This is a genomic window from Streptomyces taklimakanensis, assembly GCF_009709575.1.
Lineage (GTDB): Bacteria > Actinomycetota > Actinomycetes > Streptomycetales > Streptomycetaceae > Streptomyces > Streptomyces taklimakanensis.
Window position 1 is genome coordinate 5,522,428 of sequence record NZ_WIXO01000001.1, and the last position, 16,383, is coordinate 5,538,810.

Consider the following 16,383-nt stretch of genomic DNA (forward strand, 5'->3'; position numbering starts at 1 on the left):
GTGCCGACGAGCCTCTTCCGTGCCCACTCCGGATCCGACCGGCTCGGACCGATGACGGAAAAGCCTCACTGCGGACCGGTTCCCGGCGGCCCGTCGAGCACGGTGGGCTTGTAGTCGAGCACCTGTGAACGACCGTCGAGGGTACGGCTTTCCATGAGGTCGAGCTTGACATCGGGGTAGCCGTCGAAGATCCGGTCGCGCCCGGTCGCCCCGGTGATCACCGGGAAGACGACGACGCGGAACCGGTCGACGAGGCCGGCCCTCAGCAGCGAGCGGGAGAGACCGAGGCTGCCGAGGGTGCGCAGTTGCCGCGAGCCGCGCTTCATCTTCCGTACGGATTCGACCGCGTCGCCGGTGACCAACTCGGTGTTGGCCCAGGACAAGGGGGCGGTCAGGGTCGAGGAGAACACGATTTTGTCCAGCGCGGTCAGCGCGTCGACACCCTCCTCCCCTTGCTCGGCGAACTTGGACATCATCCGGTACGTCGTCGCGCCCATGAGCGTGATCCAGTCGTTCTTGCCGTCTTCTTCCAGCCACGCGAAGTATTCGGGGCCCTCCATGCCCCACCATCCGGGCCAGCCCTCGGCTGCGCCGTAACCGTCGAGGGACATGATGTAGTCGACCATCAGGCTTGACATCGAGCTTCCTTCCATCGTCGGACGTCCTTCCGGTGCAGACCCGTGGCGAGCCGGAAACTCATCGGCCCCCGCGGCGAATCCCCGCGTCGCCATCGGCGACGCGGGGAAGGACGAGGAGGGAGCAGCCCGGGTCGGGCGCCTGCCGCGCGGGGGAGGCGGCGACTCATCAGGGCGAGGGCGGCCCAGACGATCGGTGGGGTTCTCGCGGCGAAGCTCATCGCCGTGCGTTGTCGGGGGCGAGGGCGACCTGGACGATGGCGCCGATGCGCCGGGGCAGGGCTGTGGGATGCCGGACGAGGTCGCCTACGCCCTGGCCAAGGGGGCCCTCGCCTCCGTCACCCGCACCCTGGCCACCGCCCTCGCCCGCCGCGGGATCACCGTCAACACGATCAACCCCGGCCCGGTGGACACCGGGTACGCCACCGGTGAGACCCACGCGGCCGTCGCGTCCCTCTCCCCCCGGCGGGCGCTGGGGGCGGCCGGACGACCCCGCCCGTCTGGTCGCCTGGCTCGCCACCGACGAGGCCGCCTGGATCACCGGGCGGGTCGTCACCTCCGACGGCGGCTTCACCCGGTGACGGACCGCCCGGTGCCTTGGGAACCCGACGTCCGGACCCCGACCCGAGGGACGGGGCGAGGAGCGTCCGCGGGGCGCGCAGTCGCAGAGCGCGCCCCGCGGGAGCGTCGCACGGGGCTCAGAGGGCCGAGAGCTCCGCCACGAGGTCGTCCAACCCCAGCGACCCCAGCGACAGCGCCTCCATGTGCCACCGCTTGGCGTCGAAGGCGTCGCCGTGTGCCGCGCGGGCGGCCTCGCGCCCCTTCAACCAGGCCCGCTCGCCCAACTTGTAGCCGATCGCCTGGCCGGGCATGCCCAGGTACCGGACCAGCTCGCTCTCCACGAAGTCGGCCGGGCGCCCGCTGTGCAGGCCGAAGAACTCCTGCGCCAGCCTCGGGTTCCACCGCTCGCCGGGGTGGAAGGGGGAGTGGTCGGGGATCTCCAGCCCCAGGTGCATGCCGATGTCCACGATGACCCGGGTGGACCGCATCATCTGCGCGTCCAGGTAGCCCAACCGCAGTTCGGCGTCGTGCAGGAAACCGAGTTCGTCCATGAGGCGTTCCGCGTACAACGCCCAGCCCTCGGCGTTGGCGCTGACCGAGCCGACCGTCGTCTGGTAGCGCGAGAGCCGGTCGGCGACGTACGTCCACTGGGCGAGTTGGAGGTGGTGGCCGGGAACTCCCTCGTGGTACCAGGTGGTGACCAGGTCGTAGACGGGGAACCGGGTCTGGCCCATCGTCGGCAGCCAGGTGCGGCCGGGACGGGAGAAGTCCAACGACGGCTTGGTGTAGTACGGCGCGGCGGCACCGCCGGGCGGAGCGATCATCGACTCCACCCGACGGATCGGCTCGGCCAGTTCGAAGTGCGTGCCGTCCAGCTTCTCGATCGCCTCGTCCATCAGCTCCTGGAGCCAGCGACGGGTCTCCTCCACGCCCTCGACCGCCCGGCCGTGGGTGTCGAGCCGGCGCAGCGCCGCCCAGGGGTCGGCCGCCCCGGGCAGCACCTTCTCGGCCTCGGCGCGCATCTCGGCGTGGACGCGGTGGTACTCCTCCCAGCCGTACGCGTACGCCTCCTCCAGGTCCAGGTCGGTGCCGTTCCAGTAGCGCGCCCAACGCCGGTACCGTTCGCGGCCGACGGTGTCCGGGGCACCGTGGAGGGCCGGGGCGTAGGTGTCGCGGAGCCAGTCCCGTAGCCGGGCCAGGGCGTCGGTGGCCGTCGCGGCGGCACCGTCCAGTTCGGAGCGCAGCGCCCGGGGGCCGTCGTCGGTGAACTCGGCGAACCAGCCCCGTCCCCCGTCGCCGGCGATCCACGCGTCGAGCTGTCCCACCACCGTCTCCACCTGGCGGGGGCCGGCCGGGAGGCCGCCGGCCAGACCCGCTTCCAGGGCACCCCGGTAACCGGCCAACGCCGCCGGCACGGCGCGCAACCGGCGGGCGACGGCCGCCCAGTCCTCGTCGCCCTCGGTCGGCATGAGGGTGAAGACACCGCGCACCGAGTGCAGCGGTGAGCGGAGGTTGCTGACGGTGCGCAGCCCCTCACCGGCCTCGTGGACGGCGAGTTCGGCGGTCAGCCGTTCGCGCAGCAGTCGCGCGCAGCGCCGTTCGACGTCGCTGTCCCCGCCGGGCCGCTTCTCCGCCTCGGCGAGCCGTTCCAGGGTGGTGCGGCACAGGTCGGCCTGCTCCTCCTGACCGGTGGGGGAGAAGTCGGGAAGTCTCCCCGAGCTCTCGGGGAGACCGAGGTGGGTGCCGAGGATGGGGTCGAGTTCGACGAGCGCGTCGACGTGGGCGTCGGCGACCTGTCGGGGCAGGGGCGCGTTCACAGTGGCATCGGACATGGTCGCCATCCTGGTACGTCGAGGGCCGTCGCGTCAGCGGTGCGTCCGCTGTTCGTCGGTGTCGGTCCGCGGCGCTCCGGCGCGAGGGGGCGGACGGAACGGGAGGGAGCCCGGCCGCGCCGGCGGGGAGTCGGGGTCAGGACGGGGCGGCGGGCGGCAGCAGCGGCCCGCACGTCCACTGCTGGAAGATCAGCCGCGTCTCCACGCGGGCGACCTCCCGTCGCGAGGTGAACTCGTCCAGCACCAGCCGCTGGAGGTCGGCGGTCCCGGCGACCGCCACGTGGACGAGGTAGTCGTCCGGGCCGGTCAGGTGGAACAGCGCCCGGGACTCCGGCAGGGCCCGGACGCGTTCCACGAACGGGCCGATCAACTCCCTGCGGTGCGGCCGGACCTGGACCGACAGGAAGGCCTCCAGCGGCCGTCCCAGCCTGGCCGGGTCCAGCCGCAGGGCGTGGCCGAGGATCACCCCGCCGCGCCGCAGCCGTGCCACCCGGTCCAGGCAGGTGGAGGGGGCCACTCCCACGGCGCCGGCGAGGTCGCGGTAGGTGGTCCGGGCGTCGTTCTGCAGCAGGCGCAGAATCTCCAGATCGACCGTGTCCAGTGCGATGGAATCGGACATCGGGCGAACATAGCACGGGCTTTTCGGGCTACTTCCCGGTAGCTGTTCAGTATCGCCGTATGACCAAGGACAGCATGGACACGACACCGACGACGCCGGCCCGGTCGTTGGTCACCGAAGCCGTGCACGCCGGACGCGAGGACCTCGCGGCCCTCGGCCTGCACACCGCCCCCCTGGACCTGTCCACCACCTACCCCTCCCACGACAGCCGCGCCGAGGCCGCCCGGCTCGACGCGTTCGCCGCCACCGGCGTCCTGCCGGACGGCCCGCCGGTCTACGCCCGGCTCGACAACCCCACCGTGGCGCGCTTCGAGACCGCCCTGGCCCGCCTGGAGGGGGCGGAGGCGGCCGTCGCCTTCGCCAGCGGAATGGCGGCGCTGACCGCCGTGCTCCTGGCCCGGTCCGCGGCGGGACTGCGGCACGTCGTGGCGGTGCGGCCGCTGTACGGGTGCAGCGACCACCTGCTCACCAGCGGGCTGCTGGGCACCGAGGTGACCTGGGCGGACCCTGCCGGCATCGCCGACGCCATCCGTCACGACACCGGTCTGGTGGTGGTGGAGTCCCCGGCCAACCCCACCCTGTCCGAGGTGGACCTCGATGCCGTGGCCCACGCCTGCGGATCGGTGCCGCTGTTGGTCGACAACACCTTCGCCACCCCCGTCCTGCAGCGCCCGGTCGAGCACGGCGCCCGGATGGTGCTGCACAGCGCCACCAAGTACCTGGGCGGCCACGGCGACGTCCTCGGCGGCGTCGTCGCCTGCGACGAGTCCACGGCCCGGGAGCTGCGCAGGATCCGCTTCGCCACCGGTGGGGTGCTCCACCCCTGGGCCGGCTATCTGCTGCTGCGCGGCCTGTCCACCCTGCCGGTGCGGGTGCGGGCGCAGTCCGCCACCGCCGCCGAACTGGTCCGGCGCCTGGCGGACGACCCGCGCGTCGCCCGCGTCCACTACCCCCGGCTCGGTGGCGCCATGGTCTCCTTCGAGGTGCGCGGCGATCCGCACCGGGTGATCGCGGGAGTGCGGCTGATCACCCCGGCCGTCAGCCTCGGCAGCGTGGACACCCTCATCCAGCACCCCGGCTCCATCAGCCACCGCATCATCGGCGAGGACAACCGCCGCACCGGTGGGATCGGCGAGAAGCTGCTGCGCATGTCGGTCGGCCTGGAGGACGTCGAGGACCTGTGGCGGGACCTCGACGCCGCCCTCGGGGCGGGGCACGCCGGCGAGAGTGGCTCCGAGGACGGCTCCGAGGAGGGCGGCGCCGGGGAGCTCAGTGCCCGCCCGTCTCCGTCGTCGCGGGAACCGGAGCGAGCCGGGCGGTGATCACCAGGGTGCCCTCCTCGACCTGGTAGTCCAGCGGCAACCCCAGGCCGCGCATCGCCGCCACCATGCCGGTGTTGGACGCCTGCGTCACGGCGTAGACGCTCTCGCTGCGCGCCTCCGCGGCCATCTCCACCAGTCGGCGCAGCAGTTCGGCGCCGATGCCGCGGCGCTGCCAGACGTCCTCGACGAGGAGGGCCACCTCGGTCTCGTCGCCGTCCCACAGCAGGTGCCCCAGCGCCACCAGCTTCCCCGCCGGTGTCTCGGCGGCCAGGGTACGGCCGAACCGCGGGCTGAGCAGGTGGTCCAGGTAGCGGTCGGCGTCCTTGACCGGGCCGTGGTAGCGCGCGCTCAGCGTGCGCGTCGAGCACCGTCGGTGCATGGCGCGGGCGGCCTGGAGGTCACGGGTGTCCGCCCGCCGCACGGTGATCTCGTTGCCCTCCCGGAGCGTGAGCCTCTCGCGGCGGCGCGGCATCCGGCCGGAGGCGCCCCCGGGGGTGACGGCCCCGTCCGGGTGGGGGGCGAGCTGGGTGTCCAGCAGGGCGTCGAGCCGGACCAGGGCCCGGGCCCGGGCGAACTCGGTGGGGGTGAAGGGCAGGTGGGGGCGCTCGACGGCGACCGTCCCGCCGCGCGGGTCGCGCAGGCGCATCGTCGTCCCCTCCAACACGCCCTCCTGCGGCACGTCTTCCCCGGCGTCCCCGGCGTCCCCGGTCTCGCCGACCCCCTCGGGCCGGGGGGTGTCCGCCGTGCGCGCGGGGACCGAACGGATGGTGCAGCGTCCGAGCAGCCGGCGCAGCGCGAGCGGCAGTTCGGCGCTGTCCAGGGCGGTGCGGGTGGCCAGCTCCAGCACCCGGGTGGGGACGTCCACCATGTCGTGGGCGTCGGCGCGCTCCAACCAGGTCTCCCGACCACCCGCCGAGGAGACCGCCCGGCGCAGCGTGGCGGCCTCCAGCGACCAGGGCGCCCGCAGCATGAACTCGTCCACCGTCACCTCGCCCAGCGGGTGGGTCTGGAGCCCGACGACGTCCACCCGGTACTCCGCCAGCGCGCCGCACAGCGCGGCGAGCGATCCCGGCTCCTCCCGCACGGTGGTGCGCAGCCGCCACAGCACCGGCGACTCCTCCCCGGTGGGACCGGCCGGGGAGGGCGCCGGCGTCTCACCGCTGGTGGCGGCCGCCCCGGCCTGCCGCGCCGGGGAGTCGGGATCGGGCGGGGGGTGGTGGCGCCGTCGTGACCACCACAGGTGGATCCCTGCCGTGGCCAGCAGCGCGGCGGCCGACACCATCAACAGGACGGGGCCGTCGGGGCCGTGGGCCACCGTCTTCGCGATGCTGTCCGCCACGGTCACGGCCGTGAACAGCGCGGCCAGTTCGATCAGGTCGTGCCGCCAGTGGTGCGTGCCGTGCCCTCCGCGGCGGGTGGCGGGGCGGTCGGCGCGGTGTGCGGGAGTCTCGGTCATGGCGCCACTCTCGCGGACCGGTGTTGCGTGATCACGAACGATCTGTGACCGATGGGTTAAGCGCCATCTGGGAATCATGCCCTTTTTGTCGCGCGCTTCGTCATCCGGTCGAGAGACGTCGCAGCACCGCTCCGCACCGCCGGGCGTACAGCCGCTGGAACAGGGGGACGATCGGCCCGACGGCCCGCACCCACCACAGGTCGGGCCGGCTGAACGCCCGCACCTCCAGCCACACCGACCCGTCGCCGGCCCACTCCACGACGAACGCCTCCTCGCCGCGTTCCGGGTGGCCGGGCAGCGTCCCGTACCCGAAGCCGGCCCGCCGCGCGCCGGCCGCCGTCCACACCACCCGGCAGGGGGCGTGGAGCCGCAGCCGTCCGACGCCCAGGCCCACCACCACGCGCACGCCCGGCTCGGCGCGCGGGGCGACGGTCGCCATCTCCACTCCCATGGCCCGGTGCATCCGCCAGGTCAGCACGGCGTCGGCGGCGGCCCGGAAGACCTCCGGACCCGACCCGAGGCGGGTGCGCACCCGCAACCTCCCGAACCCCGGTGGGAACCGGGAGAGGTCGTCCTCGCGGGTGGCACCCGCCCCGGCGTACGTCAGGCCGGCGGTGGGGTCCTCCGTGCGGTCGTCGTCGTGATCGCCGTCGCGGTCGTCACGGTCGTCGCGGTCGTCCATGGAGGCAGCGTAGGCGTCCTGCCCGTCACTGTCCGACCCGGCCCGGTCGGAGCGTCTTCGTGAACAGCACCGCGCCGCCCTCCTCGCGCAGTCGCACCGTCATCTCGCCGCTGTCGCCGTCGATGTCCACCTGCCCGTAGAACTGGTGACCCTCGCTCGGCGACACGTTCCCTCGCAGGGGTGCCTTGACGAAGACCCGCTCCGGGCCGAACGTGCCGTCCAGCGCGCTCGCCGGGAAGGCGCCCGCGTTCAACGGGCCGGAGACGAACTCCCAGAAAGGCGCGAAGTCCTTGAACGCCGCCCGCTCCGGGGCGTAGTGCTGGGCCGAGGTGTGGTGCACGTCGGCGGTCAGCCACACCGTGCCCGTGATCCGCCGGTGCTTGACGAACCGCAGCAGCTCGGCGATCTGCAGCTCCCTGCCCAGCGGCGCGCCGGGGTCGCCCTGCGCCACCGCCTCCACGTTCGCGCCGTCGGAGACGACCAGCCCCAGCGGCATGTCGGAGGCGATCACCTTCCACACCGCCTGTGAGCGCGTCAGCTCGCGCTTGAGCCAGGCCAACTGCTCGGCCCCCAGCACACCCTGTGGCTCGACGGTCTCCCGACCGGGGGAGTTGGCGTTCCGGTGGGTGCGCATGTCCAGCACGAAGACGTCCAGCAGGGGGCCGTACCGCACCACCCGGTGGATCCGGCCGTCGCGGTTGCGCCGCCGGGAGGACGGGGACAGGGGGAAGTACTCGCCGAACGCCCGTCGTGCCCGTGCCGCCAGCACGTCCACGCGTCGCTCGGTGTAGCGCTCGTCGCTCAGGATCTCCCCCGGGTACCAGTTGTTGACCACCTCGTGGTCGTCCCACTGCACGATCGAGGGCACCCGGGCGTTGAAGCGACGCAGGGACTCCGCCATCAGGTTGTAGCGGAAGTTGCCCCGGTACTCGGCCAGCGTCTCGGCGACCTTCGCCTTCTCCTCGGTGACGAGGTTGCGCCAGACCCCGCCGTCCGGCAGCGCCACGGTCTCCGTCAGGGGGCCGTCGGCGTAGACGGTGTCCCCGCTGAAGAGGAAGAAGTCCGGCTCCAGCCGGGCCATCTCGTCGAAGATGGGGTAACCGCCCCGGTCGGGGTTGATGCCCCACCCCTGCCCCGCCAGGTCGCCCGACCAGACGAACCGCAGCCCGTCCCGGCGTCGCGCCGGGGCGGTGCGGAAGGTGCCGTACACCGGCTCGCTCGTGCGGCGCGGGTCGTCCGGGTCGGTCAGCACCACCCGGTAGCGCACCCGCCGCCCCGGGGGCAGCCCGTGCAGCGCCGTCGTCCCGGTGAAGTCCGTGTCCGGACCGAGGAGCGGGCCGTACATCCGCCTGGGATTGCGGAAGGACTCCGTGGTCGAGACCTCCACCAGCATCCGGGCCGGGCGGTCCGCCCGCACCCACACCAGTCCGGAGGTGGTCGTCACCTCGCCCACCTGCACGCCCCAGTCGGCGCGCGGCCGGCCGGACAGGGCCAGGGCCGGCGCCGCCGCACCCAGGGAGACGCCCGGCAGCGTCAGCGCCGTCGAGGCCGCCAGCGTGCCGCGCAGGACCGCGCGCCGGGCGGGGGCGGTGCGGACGGGCGGGGAGTCCTCTCGTGCCATGGACGGACCTCCGGAAGATCGGTGGATCGGCAGTCGTACGGGCGTCCATGGTGGCGATCCTCGGGGAACGCCGTGACGGGCGGCAGGCGAGCGAAGAGCGACGTGAAAATGACAAGTTCACTTGCCACTCGAACAGCATGCCGCTTGCTTGACCGGAATCGTCCAAATGTGCCCGGTGCGGGTGACATGGTGCGTAACCTCTCCGTCACCACAGCGCCGTCGGGCCGCCGGCGGGCGCGTCCGCACGCTGCGCGGGAGGGCGGTGGGAGGGGACCGCCGTTCCCGTGTCCCGCGGGCACCGCGCCGACTGTGCGAAGGGCCGACTGTGCCGAAGGGCCGGAGGGGCCGGAAGTCAGCCGATGGTCTCCAGGATCACCCGCGCCACCAGTGCCGGGTCGTCGTTCATCGGCACGTGCCCGCACCCCGGCAGCCGCACCAGCCGGGCGCCGGGGATCGACCGCTTGGCCCGCACCCCCTGCCGGGGGAACAGCAGCCGGTCACCGGCCCCCCAGGCGATGGTGACGGGGACGTCCGGCACGTCCGCGGCGTACGACGCCCCGTTCCCCGCGCGGCTCCCCGCGCGCCCGGCGGTCAGCGTCGCCTCGAAGCCGGGCGCCTCACGCAGCGCGCGCGTCTCGGCGACCACCGCCTCGGGCGAGCGGCGGCCGGGACGGGCGTAGATGGTGCCGGTCAGCGCGGCCCGGCCGACCGCGCTGCGCGCCATCTGCTCGACCACCGGCTGGGGGAGGGCCCTGGCGCCGGCCCGCATCCCGGTCAGCACGGCGAAGGCGTAGCGTCGCTCCGGTTCGGTCCAGAAACCGGCGGGGGACAGGGCGGTCACCGACCGGGCGTGGCCGCGACGGCCCAGCTCCAGGGCGAGCAGGCCGCCGAGCGAGTTGCCCACCACGTGCGGGCGGTCCAGTCCCAGTTCGGTGAAGACCTCCGCCAGCAACGGCACCAGCGCGGCGTGGTCGTGCGGCATCCCGTCCGGCAGCGCGGGCGACTCGCCGAATCCCGGCAGGTCCAGCGCCACGACCTCGTGCGAGGCGGCGAGGATGCCCGTCACCGGCTCCCATGCCTGCCGGTGATGACCGATGCCGTGCAGCAGGACCACCGGCTCCCCGCGGCCGTGCCGTTCGTAGGCGACCGTGAACGCCGGACGGCCGACGGGCGAGACGCGGACGAACGAGGTCTGTGAGGGTGCGGACATACTGCTCTCCCAGCGAACACGGACGGCGTCGAGTCGACGGAACCGGGCGGTTCGTGGACACTCTGTCAGCAGCCGGTCGGTCGGGAAAGAGGGCCCGGGACCGTCCCGCCGTCCGTGCCGCGCCCCGGTGCCCTCCGGGGGAACGGCGCGGCACGCAGCGGGCGGCGTCGAACGTCACAGCCCGCCGCTCACCCGCAGCACCGCACCCGTGGTGTACGACGCCTCCGGTGACAGCAGCCAGGCGACCGCTCCCGCCACCTCCTCCGGCTCCCCGGGGCGACCCATCGGAATGACCTCGGCCTTGCGCCACGGCCGTTCCGGATCGCCCATGGCGGCGTGGACGTCGGTGAGGACCGTCCCGGGCTGCACGGAGTTCACCCGCACTCCCTCCGGGCCCAACTCCTTGGCCAACCCCACCGTCAGGGCGTCCACCGCCGCCTTGGTCGCGGCGTAGTGGACGTACTCCCCGGGGCTGCCGAGCGTCGCCGCGCACGAGGAGATCGTGACGATCGCGCCGCCGCCTCCGCCGTGGCGCGTGGACATCGACAGGGCCGCCCGCCGCGCGCACAGCAGCGTTCCCACGACGTTGACGTCCACCACCCGGCGCATCACCTCCGTGGGGGTCTCGGTGAAGCGCCCCAGCGGCCCGGTGATCCCGGCGTTGAGGACCGCGCCCGTGACCGGCCCCAGCCGCCCGGCGGCCTCCTCGAAGAAGGCGTCGACCTCGGCCTCCGACCCGACGTCCAACCGTACGGCGACCGCTTCGCGTCCCTCGGCCCGCACCGCCTCGACCGTGGCCTCGGCCGCGTCCCGCGAACGTTCGTAGCCGACGGCCACGTCGTGTCCGGCCCGCGCCAACCGCCGTGCGACCGCCGCTCCGATGCCGCGACTGGCACCGGTGACCACCGTCACCCGTCGTTCCATCCCCGCCCCCGTCCTTCCGTAGAGGTCCCGGCCGGCCGTCCACCGGTCGGTGTGTGGCATGCCCGGCACGGTAGCGAGGGGGATTGGTCTTGACCAAGTGGGGCGCGGCTCCCTATCGTCCCCATACGAAACAACCTTTAAAAAACAAGCGCGCATAAACCCCGTCGGGGCACGGACCCCGGCGGGAGACGGTGACTGCGGAGGCACAGGGTGGGGACCACGCAACTGGAGACGGTGCCGGAGCCGAAGTACTGGCACCTCAAGACCGTGCTGGCGAAAGCGCTCGACTCGGAGTTCGCGGTGGGGGAGGTCCTGCCGAACGAACGCGAGCTCGCCGCCCGTTTCGGCGTCGCCCGCGCCACCCTCCGCCAGGCCCTGGAACAGCTGGAGCTGGAGGGACGCCTCCAGCGTCGCCGCGGGGTCGGCACCACCGTCGCCCCGCCGCGCGTCGGCGTCGACGTGGGGCCCGCGCACCACAGTTGGCCGGGCGCTCAGGGGGACGCCTGGCAGACCGAGGGCTGTGAGACGACCGTCCCCCCGGCCGCGGTGGCCCGGGCCCTGGGCACGGCGGACGACCACGCGGTCCACGTCGTCCACCGCGTCCGCACGGTCCACGGTCAGGCGGTCGCCACCGAGCTGCTGTACGTACCGGCCGCCTCGGTGCCCGGACTGTCCGGCATCGAGACCGACGCCGGCACCGCCCGTGGCCGAGCCGTCCTGCGCGAGCTGAACCGCCTCGAACTCGGCGGTCAGGAGCGGGCCGTGGAGCTGGGCTCGGCCCGCGCCGAGGACGCCAGGCGACTGGACAGGCTGCCCGGCTCGCCCGTCCTCGTCGTCACCACCCGCTACCTCGCCGCCGGCGGGACCGCGGCGGTGGCCGTCGCCACCTACCGCGCCGACACCTGCCGCCTCACCTTCGGCGACTCCGGCGCGGTCTCCCTGCTGGCGAGCTGAGCGGAACGGTCGGTGACCGGTGCGCCCCGTGTCGCCCCCGGCCCGGGGCGGCGGGCGCGACGCGTCGGGGCGTCCCGGTCAGACCGTTCCCTCCACCTCGAACAGCTCCTCCTCGACGTGGCCGAGCGCCAGCCGCAGCGCACCGGTGGCGATGGCCTCGCCGCCCAGCCGTGACAGCGTCACCCGCGGTGGACGCAGGCAGTAGCGCTCCAGCTCGCGGCGGAGCGGGGCCAACACCCCGTCCAGCCCGGTGGCCCAACCACCGACGACCACCAGCTCCGGGTCCAGGGCCAACACCAGCGCGGCCACGTCGTGCACCAACCGGCGGATGAACCGCTCCACGGCCTGCCGTGCCCGCTCGTCCCCTCCCCGCGCCAGGGCGAACACCCGCGCCACCGCGGCCTCGTCCAGCGGGTGCAGTGGCTCGCCGGTCGTGGACAGCAGGTGTTCCGGAGTGGCCTCCCGCCCCAACAGGTGGAGGGCGCCGATCTCACCGGCCGCGCCGCCGAACCCCCGGTGCAGCCGTCCGCCGATCAGGGAGCCGGCTCCCGGGCTCAACCCGGCCAGGACGAACACCACGTCGTCGGAGCCGGTGGCCGCGCCCACCCAGTGTTCGGCCAGCACGGCGGCGTTCGCGTCGTTCTCCACCAGCACCGGGCAGCGGAACGAGCGCCGCAGCCGCTCGCCCAGCGGCAACCCCGTCCAGCCCGGCAGCGCGGTGCACAACCGCACCGTTCCGCCGGTCTCCACGATCCCGGGACTGCCCACCCCCACCGCGCGCAGGGTGCTGCGCGGCACCTCGCAACCGCGCAACAGCTCGGAGACCACTCCCCGCACCCGCTCCAGCCGCTCGTCGGCCGAGGCCTGCTCGGAGACCTCACGGGCGACCGCGCCCAGCCGTTCCCCGGCCAGGTCGGCCAGGACGGCGGCCACCCGGTGCGGCCCGATCTCCACCCCGAGCAGATGGCCGGCCTCGGCGCGGAAACGGTAGCGGCGCGCCGGACGCCCCTGCCGCCGTACGTCACCGGGGGAGGCGGCCACCTCGGCGACCAGCCCCGCGTCCACCAACTGCTCCACCACGCCCTCGACCGTGGGCCGGGACAACTCCGTGGCCTGGGCCAGGTCCGACAGTGTCGGCGCGCCCTCGGCGGCGCGCAACGCGCGCAGGACGACGGTGGAGTTGATCCTGCGCAGCAGGGATGGGTCCCTGCCGGTGAGCCGCCCCAACGTCCGCCTCCCCGGGAAGTGCACATCTGTCGCCGGATCGTATCCGGCGAGCGGGGCGGGGGCGAGAGCCGGGGAGCGGAGATCGGGACGGAGGACGGCGGAGGGGGAGCGTCGAGGCCGGCGAGGAGGAGCGCGGGGCAGGCCGCGGCCGACGCGCGGGCGGTGGCCGCCGCGCCCCGCCGGTGCCGCCCCACGGGCGGGCGACCGTCAGACCGGACCGCCGGACGCGGCGGCGCGCAACCGGCCGAACTCCTCGGCCATCGTCTCCAGCGTCCAGTGGGCGTTGAGTCCGCTGGGGTTGGGCAGCACCCAGACCCGGGTGTCGCCGATCGCCGCCTCCTGTGGGCCGATCCGCGCCTTCCGGTCCCCGAAGGCCACCCGGTAGGCGGTCACACCCACCACCGCCAGCCAGGCCGGACGCAACCGCGCCACCTTCTCCGTCAGCACCCGGCCGCCCTCGCGGAACTCCTCGGTGGTCAACTCGTCGGCGCGGGCGGTGGGCCGGGGGGAGATGTTGGTGATGCCCAGCCCGTAGGAGAGCAGTTCGCCCTGTTCGGAGGGCTTCAGCCGCCGGGGAGTGAAGCCGGAGGCGTGCAGCACCGGCCAGAAACGATTGCCCGGGTGGGCGAAGTGGTGGCCCAGCCGGGCGGTCGTCAGACCGGGGTTGATCCCGCAGAACAGCACGCGCAGCCCCTCGGCCACCACGTCCGGGACGGTGCGGGCGCGCAGCTCCTCCATCTCGGCCCCGGACACGGCCCCCTCCGACTCTCCCGGCATGTTCCTCGGCACGGCTCTCCCGATGATCACTCGACGGTCACCCACGGGGTCTCCTTCCCGGAAGGACCGGGGACAGTCGGGCCGGCCGGGGAGGGAGACCCGCGCGGGAGCCGTGGAGACGTCAGAGGATCGCGCCCGGCGTGTAGGCCGCGGCCTCCGGGTGCCGCTTGGCGATCTCCTCGATCCGTGCCACCACCGAGGCGACCTGGTCGCCGGCCGCGCCGGTGAAGGAGAGCCGGTCGGCCAGCAGGGCGTCCAACTCCCCCCGGTCCAGCGGGACGCGCTCGTCGGCGGCCAGCCGGTCCAGCAGCTCGTTGCGTTCGGCGCCCTCGCGCAGCGCCAGGGCCGAGGCCACCGCGTGCTCCTTGATCGCCTCGTGGGCCGTCTCCCGCCCCACGCCGGCCCGCACCGCGCCCATCAGCACCTTGGTGGTGGCCAGGAACGGCAGGTAGCGGTCCAGTTCGCGGGCCACGACCGCCGGGAACGCGCCGAACTCGTCCAGCACCGTCAGGAAGGTCTCCAGCAGACCGTCGAGGGCGAAGAAGGCGTCGGGCAGGGCGACGCGGCGCACCACCGAACAGGAGACGTCGCCCTCGTTCCACTGGTCGCCCGCCAGCTCGCCGACCATCGACGCGTAGCCGCGCAGGATGACGGCGAAACCGTTCACGCGCTCGCAGGAGCGGGTGTTCATCTTGTGCGGCATCGCCGAGGAGCCGACCTGGCCCGGCTTGAAGCCCTCGGTCACCAGCTCGTGCCCGGCCATCAGCCGGATGGTCTTGGCCAGCGAGGAGGGGGCGGCGGCCAACTGCACCAGCGCGGTCACCACCTCGTAGTCCAACGAGCGCGGGTAGACCTGGCCGACGGAGGTGAGGGTGTCCCCGAAACCGAGGTGCGCGGCGATCCGCGCCTCCAGGTCGGACAGCTTGCCCGCGTCGCCGCCCAACAGGTCCAGCATGTCCTGGGAGGTGCCCACCGGGCCCTTGACACCGCGCAGCGGATAGCGGCCCAGCAGCTCCTCCAGCCGGGCGTGGGCCACCAGCAGCTCGTCGGCGGCGGTCGCGAAGCGCTTGCCCAACGTGGTGGCCTGTGCGGCGACGTTGTGGGAGCGGCCCGCCACCACCAGCTCGGCGTGCTCGGCGGCCAGTCGGCCCAGCCGGGCCAGGGCGGCCACGGTGCGGTCGCGCACCAGCTCCAGCGACAGGCGGATCTGGAGCTGCTCGACGTTCTCCGTCAGGTCCCGGGAGGTCATGCCCTTGTGCACGTGCTCGTGCCCGGCCAGGGCGTTGAACTCCTCGATCCGCGCCTTCACGTCGTGACGGGTGACCCTCTCGCGCTCGGCGATCGAGGCGAGGTCGACGTCCTGGAGCACCCGCTCGTAGTCGGCCAGGGCCGCGTCCGGAACGTCCACGCCCAGGTCCTTCTGGGCCCGCAGCACGGCGAGCCACAGCCGCCGCTCCAGGACCACCTTGTGCTCGGGGGACCACAGGCGGGCCAGCTCCGCGGAGGCGTAGCGGCCGGCCAGGACGTTCGGGATGCGCGGCTTCTCGGTCACACCCGGGGATTCTACGGGGGTCCCCGCACGCCGACCGCCCCAGGTCCGCCGGGGCCGGCCGGGAGCGGTCGGAACCCGTGGACCGGGCGCGTCGGGCCCGGCGCGCGAGCGGTGCCGGCCCGCCGTCAGTCGGCGGCCGGGCCCGCGGGCCGGTACCGCTCCCGGTCCGGGGCCGGGTTCAGCGGCGCCAGATCGGGCCGCTTGGGTGCCAGGCCGTCCCCGGAGGAGCGTCCGGTGAGCCGTCGGCCGATCCAGGGGAGCAGATGGCTGCGGGTGAAGCGCAGGTCGGCGACGCGGCGCGCGTACCAGCCGGGCAGGACGGCGGGCGGCAGGGCGGCGTGCCAGTCCGACTCGGCCTCGTGCCCGAGCCGCTGCCAGACGGCCTCGGCCACCCGTCGGTGGCCCTCGGCGGTCAGGTGCAGCCGGTCGTCCGCCCACAGCCGGGGATCGCCGAGCGCCTCGCAGCCGTAGAGGTCCACCACCAGCGCGCCGTGTTCCTCGGCCAGGGAGTCGATGAAGTCGAACAACTGCTCCATCCGGGCCCGGTAGCGTTCCAGCACCGGTCCGCGCCGGCCGGGGCTGCGCATCAGCACCAGGTGCCCGCAGTTCGGCGCGAGCCTGGCGACCGACTCCTCCAGCAGCCCGCACACCCGGCCCATGTCGCACCCCGGGCGCAGCACGTCGTTGAGACCGCCGACCAGCGTCACCAGGTCCGCGCCCATGGCGGCGGCCACGTCGACCTGCTCCTTTGCGATCTGTCCGATGAGCTTGCCGCGCACCGCCAGGTTGGCGTACCGGAAGCCCTCGGTGCGCGCGGCCAGCCGGGTGGCCAGCAGATCGGCCCAGCCCCGGTAGGTGCCGTCCGGCATCAGGTCGGACATGCCCTCGGTGAAGGAGTCGCCCAGGGCGACGAAACTGCCGATGGCGGGTGGGGCGGGGGTGTCGGATGCGTTCCGTGGTCTGCTGTCCATGACGCGGCCATGGTAACCGACCACCTGGTATGTGACCGGG

Annotated in this window: 14 protein-coding genes and 1 pseudogene; 3 read left to right on the top strand and 12 right to left on the bottom strand. The window is 73.9% G+C overall.

From position 1 onward, the window contains the following. Positions 1-65: 65 nt before the first annotated feature. On the bottom strand, positions 66-638 hold the full coding sequence (locus F0L17_RS24315; protein WP_155072699.1) for a dihydrofolate reductase family protein: 573 nt from the start codon (positions 636-638) through the stop codon (positions 66-68). A 277-nt stretch (positions 639-915) separates the two neighbouring features. On the opposite strand from F0L17_RS24315, the pseudogene F0L17_RS24320 reads away from it, so the two are divergent. Continuing rightward, positions 916-1,216 (top strand): annotated as a pseudogene (locus F0L17_RS24320) (SDR family oxidoreductase); the annotation flags it as partial. A 117-nt stretch (positions 1,217-1,333) separates the two neighbouring features. Here F0L17_RS24320 and F0L17_RS24325 read toward each other — a convergent pair. Both F0L17_RS24325 and F0L17_RS24330 read right to left on the bottom strand, forming a co-directional pair. Further along, positions 1,334-3,028 carry a DUF885 domain-containing protein gene (locus tag F0L17_RS24325; protein ID WP_155072700.1) on the bottom strand — a complete coding sequence of 565 codons (1,695 nt, stop codon included), beginning with the start codon at positions 3,026-3,028 and terminating at the stop codon, positions 1,334-1,336. 136 nt (positions 3,029-3,164) lie between these two features. Next, entirely contained in the window at positions 3,165-3,647 is a 483-nt protein-coding gene (locus F0L17_RS24330; protein ID WP_155072701.1) for an Lrp/AsnC family transcriptional regulator, read from the bottom strand. Between the two features lie 59 nt (positions 3,648-3,706). Here F0L17_RS24330 and F0L17_RS24335 point away from each other — a divergent pair, with 59 nt between their 5' ends. After that, entirely contained in the window at positions 3,707-4,969 is a 1,263-nt protein-coding gene (locus tag F0L17_RS24335; RefSeq protein ID WP_155072702.1) for a trans-sulfuration enzyme family protein, read from the top strand. Here F0L17_RS24335 and F0L17_RS24340 read toward each other — a convergent pair. The 5 genes from F0L17_RS24340 to F0L17_RS24360 form a co-directional block, all read right to left on the bottom strand. Continuing rightward, the gene (locus F0L17_RS24340; RefSeq protein WP_155072703.1) at positions 4,917-6,425 is read right to left on the bottom strand and encodes a GNAT family N-acetyltransferase; all 1,509 of its coding nucleotides are present in this window, start codon (positions 6,423-6,425) and stop codon (positions 4,917-4,919) included. The two genes, F0L17_RS24335 and F0L17_RS24340, sit on opposite strands and share 53 nt — an antisense overlap. A gap of 100 nt (positions 6,426-6,525) precedes the next feature. Further along, complete coding sequence (locus F0L17_RS24345) at positions 6,526-7,107, bottom strand: DUF1990 family protein (protein WP_155072704.1); 582 nt, start codon at positions 7,105-7,107, stop codon at positions 6,526-6,528. A gap of 25 nt (positions 7,108-7,132) precedes the next feature. After that, the gene (locus tag F0L17_RS24350) at positions 7,133-8,728 is read right to left on the bottom strand and encodes an alkaline phosphatase D family protein (RefSeq protein WP_155072705.1); all 1,596 of its coding nucleotides are present in this window, start codon (positions 8,726-8,728) and stop codon (positions 7,133-7,135) included. A gap of 352 nt (positions 8,729-9,080) precedes the next feature. Beyond that, positions 9,081-9,938, bottom strand: coding sequence for an alpha/beta fold hydrolase (locus F0L17_RS24355; protein ID WP_155072706.1), 858 nt, complete (start codon positions 9,936-9,938; stop codon positions 9,081-9,083). A gap of 174 nt (positions 9,939-10,112) precedes the next feature. Further along, positions 10,113-10,862 (bottom strand): SDR family oxidoreductase, encoded by a 750-nt coding sequence (locus tag F0L17_RS24360; protein ID WP_155074146.1) that lies wholly within the window; start codon positions 10,860-10,862, stop codon positions 10,113-10,115. Between the two features lie 210 nt (positions 10,863-11,072). Between F0L17_RS24360 and F0L17_RS24365 the strand changes: the two genes are divergently transcribed. Beyond that, entirely contained in the window at positions 11,073-11,816 is a 744-nt protein-coding gene (locus tag F0L17_RS24365) for a GntR family transcriptional regulator (RefSeq protein WP_162466644.1), read from the top strand. 78 nt (positions 11,817-11,894) lie between these two features. Here F0L17_RS24365 and F0L17_RS24370 read toward each other — a convergent pair whose 3' ends face one another. The 4 genes from F0L17_RS24370 to F0L17_RS24385 all read right to left on the bottom strand — a co-directional run bounded on the left by F0L17_RS24370 (position 11,895) and on the right by F0L17_RS24385 (position 16,343). Continuing rightward, complete coding sequence (locus F0L17_RS24370; protein WP_155072708.1) at positions 11,895-13,043, bottom strand: ROK family transcriptional regulator; 1,149 nt, start codon at positions 13,041-13,043, stop codon at positions 11,895-11,897. Positions 13,044-13,250: 207 nt separating this feature from the next. Then, entirely contained in the window at positions 13,251-13,781 is a 531-nt protein-coding gene (gene mug, locus F0L17_RS24375; RefSeq protein WP_238420899.1) for a G/U mismatch-specific DNA glycosylase, read from the bottom strand. A 160-nt stretch (positions 13,782-13,941) separates the two neighbouring features. Continuing rightward, positions 13,942-15,372, bottom strand: coding sequence for an adenylosuccinate lyase (gene purB, locus F0L17_RS24380; RefSeq protein ID WP_162466645.1), 1,431 nt, complete (start codon positions 15,370-15,372; stop codon positions 13,942-13,944). 125 nt (positions 15,373-15,497) lie between these two features. Then, positions 15,498-16,343: an SGNH/GDSL hydrolase family protein gene (locus F0L17_RS24385; RefSeq protein WP_155072709.1), complete on the bottom strand. Its 846-nt coding sequence runs from the start codon at positions 16,341-16,343 to the stop codon at positions 15,498-15,500. Positions 16,344-16,383 lie beyond the last annotated feature (40 nt).

What these genes read in the sequence shown, in the direction of transcription:
- F0L17_RS24315 (WP_155072699.1), bottom strand. Translation starts at nt 638, where the DNA reads ATGTCAAGCCTGATGGTCGACTACATCATGTCCCTCGACGGTTACGGC.
- F0L17_RS24325 (WP_155072700.1), bottom strand. Translation starts at nt 3,028, where the DNA reads ATGTCCGATGCCACTGTGAACGCGCCCCTGCCCCGACAGGTCGCCGAC.
- F0L17_RS24330 (WP_155072701.1), bottom strand. Translation starts at nt 3,647, where the DNA reads ATGTCCGATTCCATCGCACTGGACACGGTCGATCTGGAGATTCTGCGC.
- F0L17_RS24335 (WP_155072702.1), top strand. Translation starts at nt 3,707, where the DNA reads ATGACCAAGGACAGCATGGACACGACACCGACGACGCCGGCCCGGTCG.
- F0L17_RS24340 (WP_155072703.1), bottom strand. Translation starts at nt 6,425, where the DNA reads ATGACCGAGACTCCCGCACACCGCGCCGACCGCCCCGCCACCCGCCGC.
- F0L17_RS24345 (WP_155072704.1), bottom strand. Translation starts at nt 7,107, where the DNA reads ATGGACGACCGCGACGACCGTGACGACCGCGACGGCGATCACGACGAC.
- F0L17_RS24350 (WP_155072705.1), bottom strand. Translation starts at nt 8,728, where the DNA reads ATGGCACGAGAGGACTCCCCGCCCGTCCGCACCGCCCCCGCCCGGCGC.
- F0L17_RS24355 (WP_155072706.1), bottom strand. Translation starts at nt 9,938, where the DNA reads ATGTCCGCACCCTCACAGACCTCGTTCGTCCGCGTCTCGCCCGTCGGC.
- F0L17_RS24360 (WP_155074146.1), bottom strand. Translation starts at nt 10,862, where the DNA reads ATGGAACGACGGGTGACGGTGGTCACCGGTGCCAGTCGCGGCATCGGA.
- mug (WP_238420899.1), bottom strand. Translation starts at nt 13,781, where the DNA reads ATGGAGGAGCTGCGCGCCCGCACCGTCCCGGACGTGGTGGCCGAGGGG.
- F0L17_RS24385 (WP_155072709.1), bottom strand. Translation starts at nt 16,343, where the DNA reads ATGGACAGCAGACCACGGAACGCATCCGACACCCCCGCCCCACCCGCC.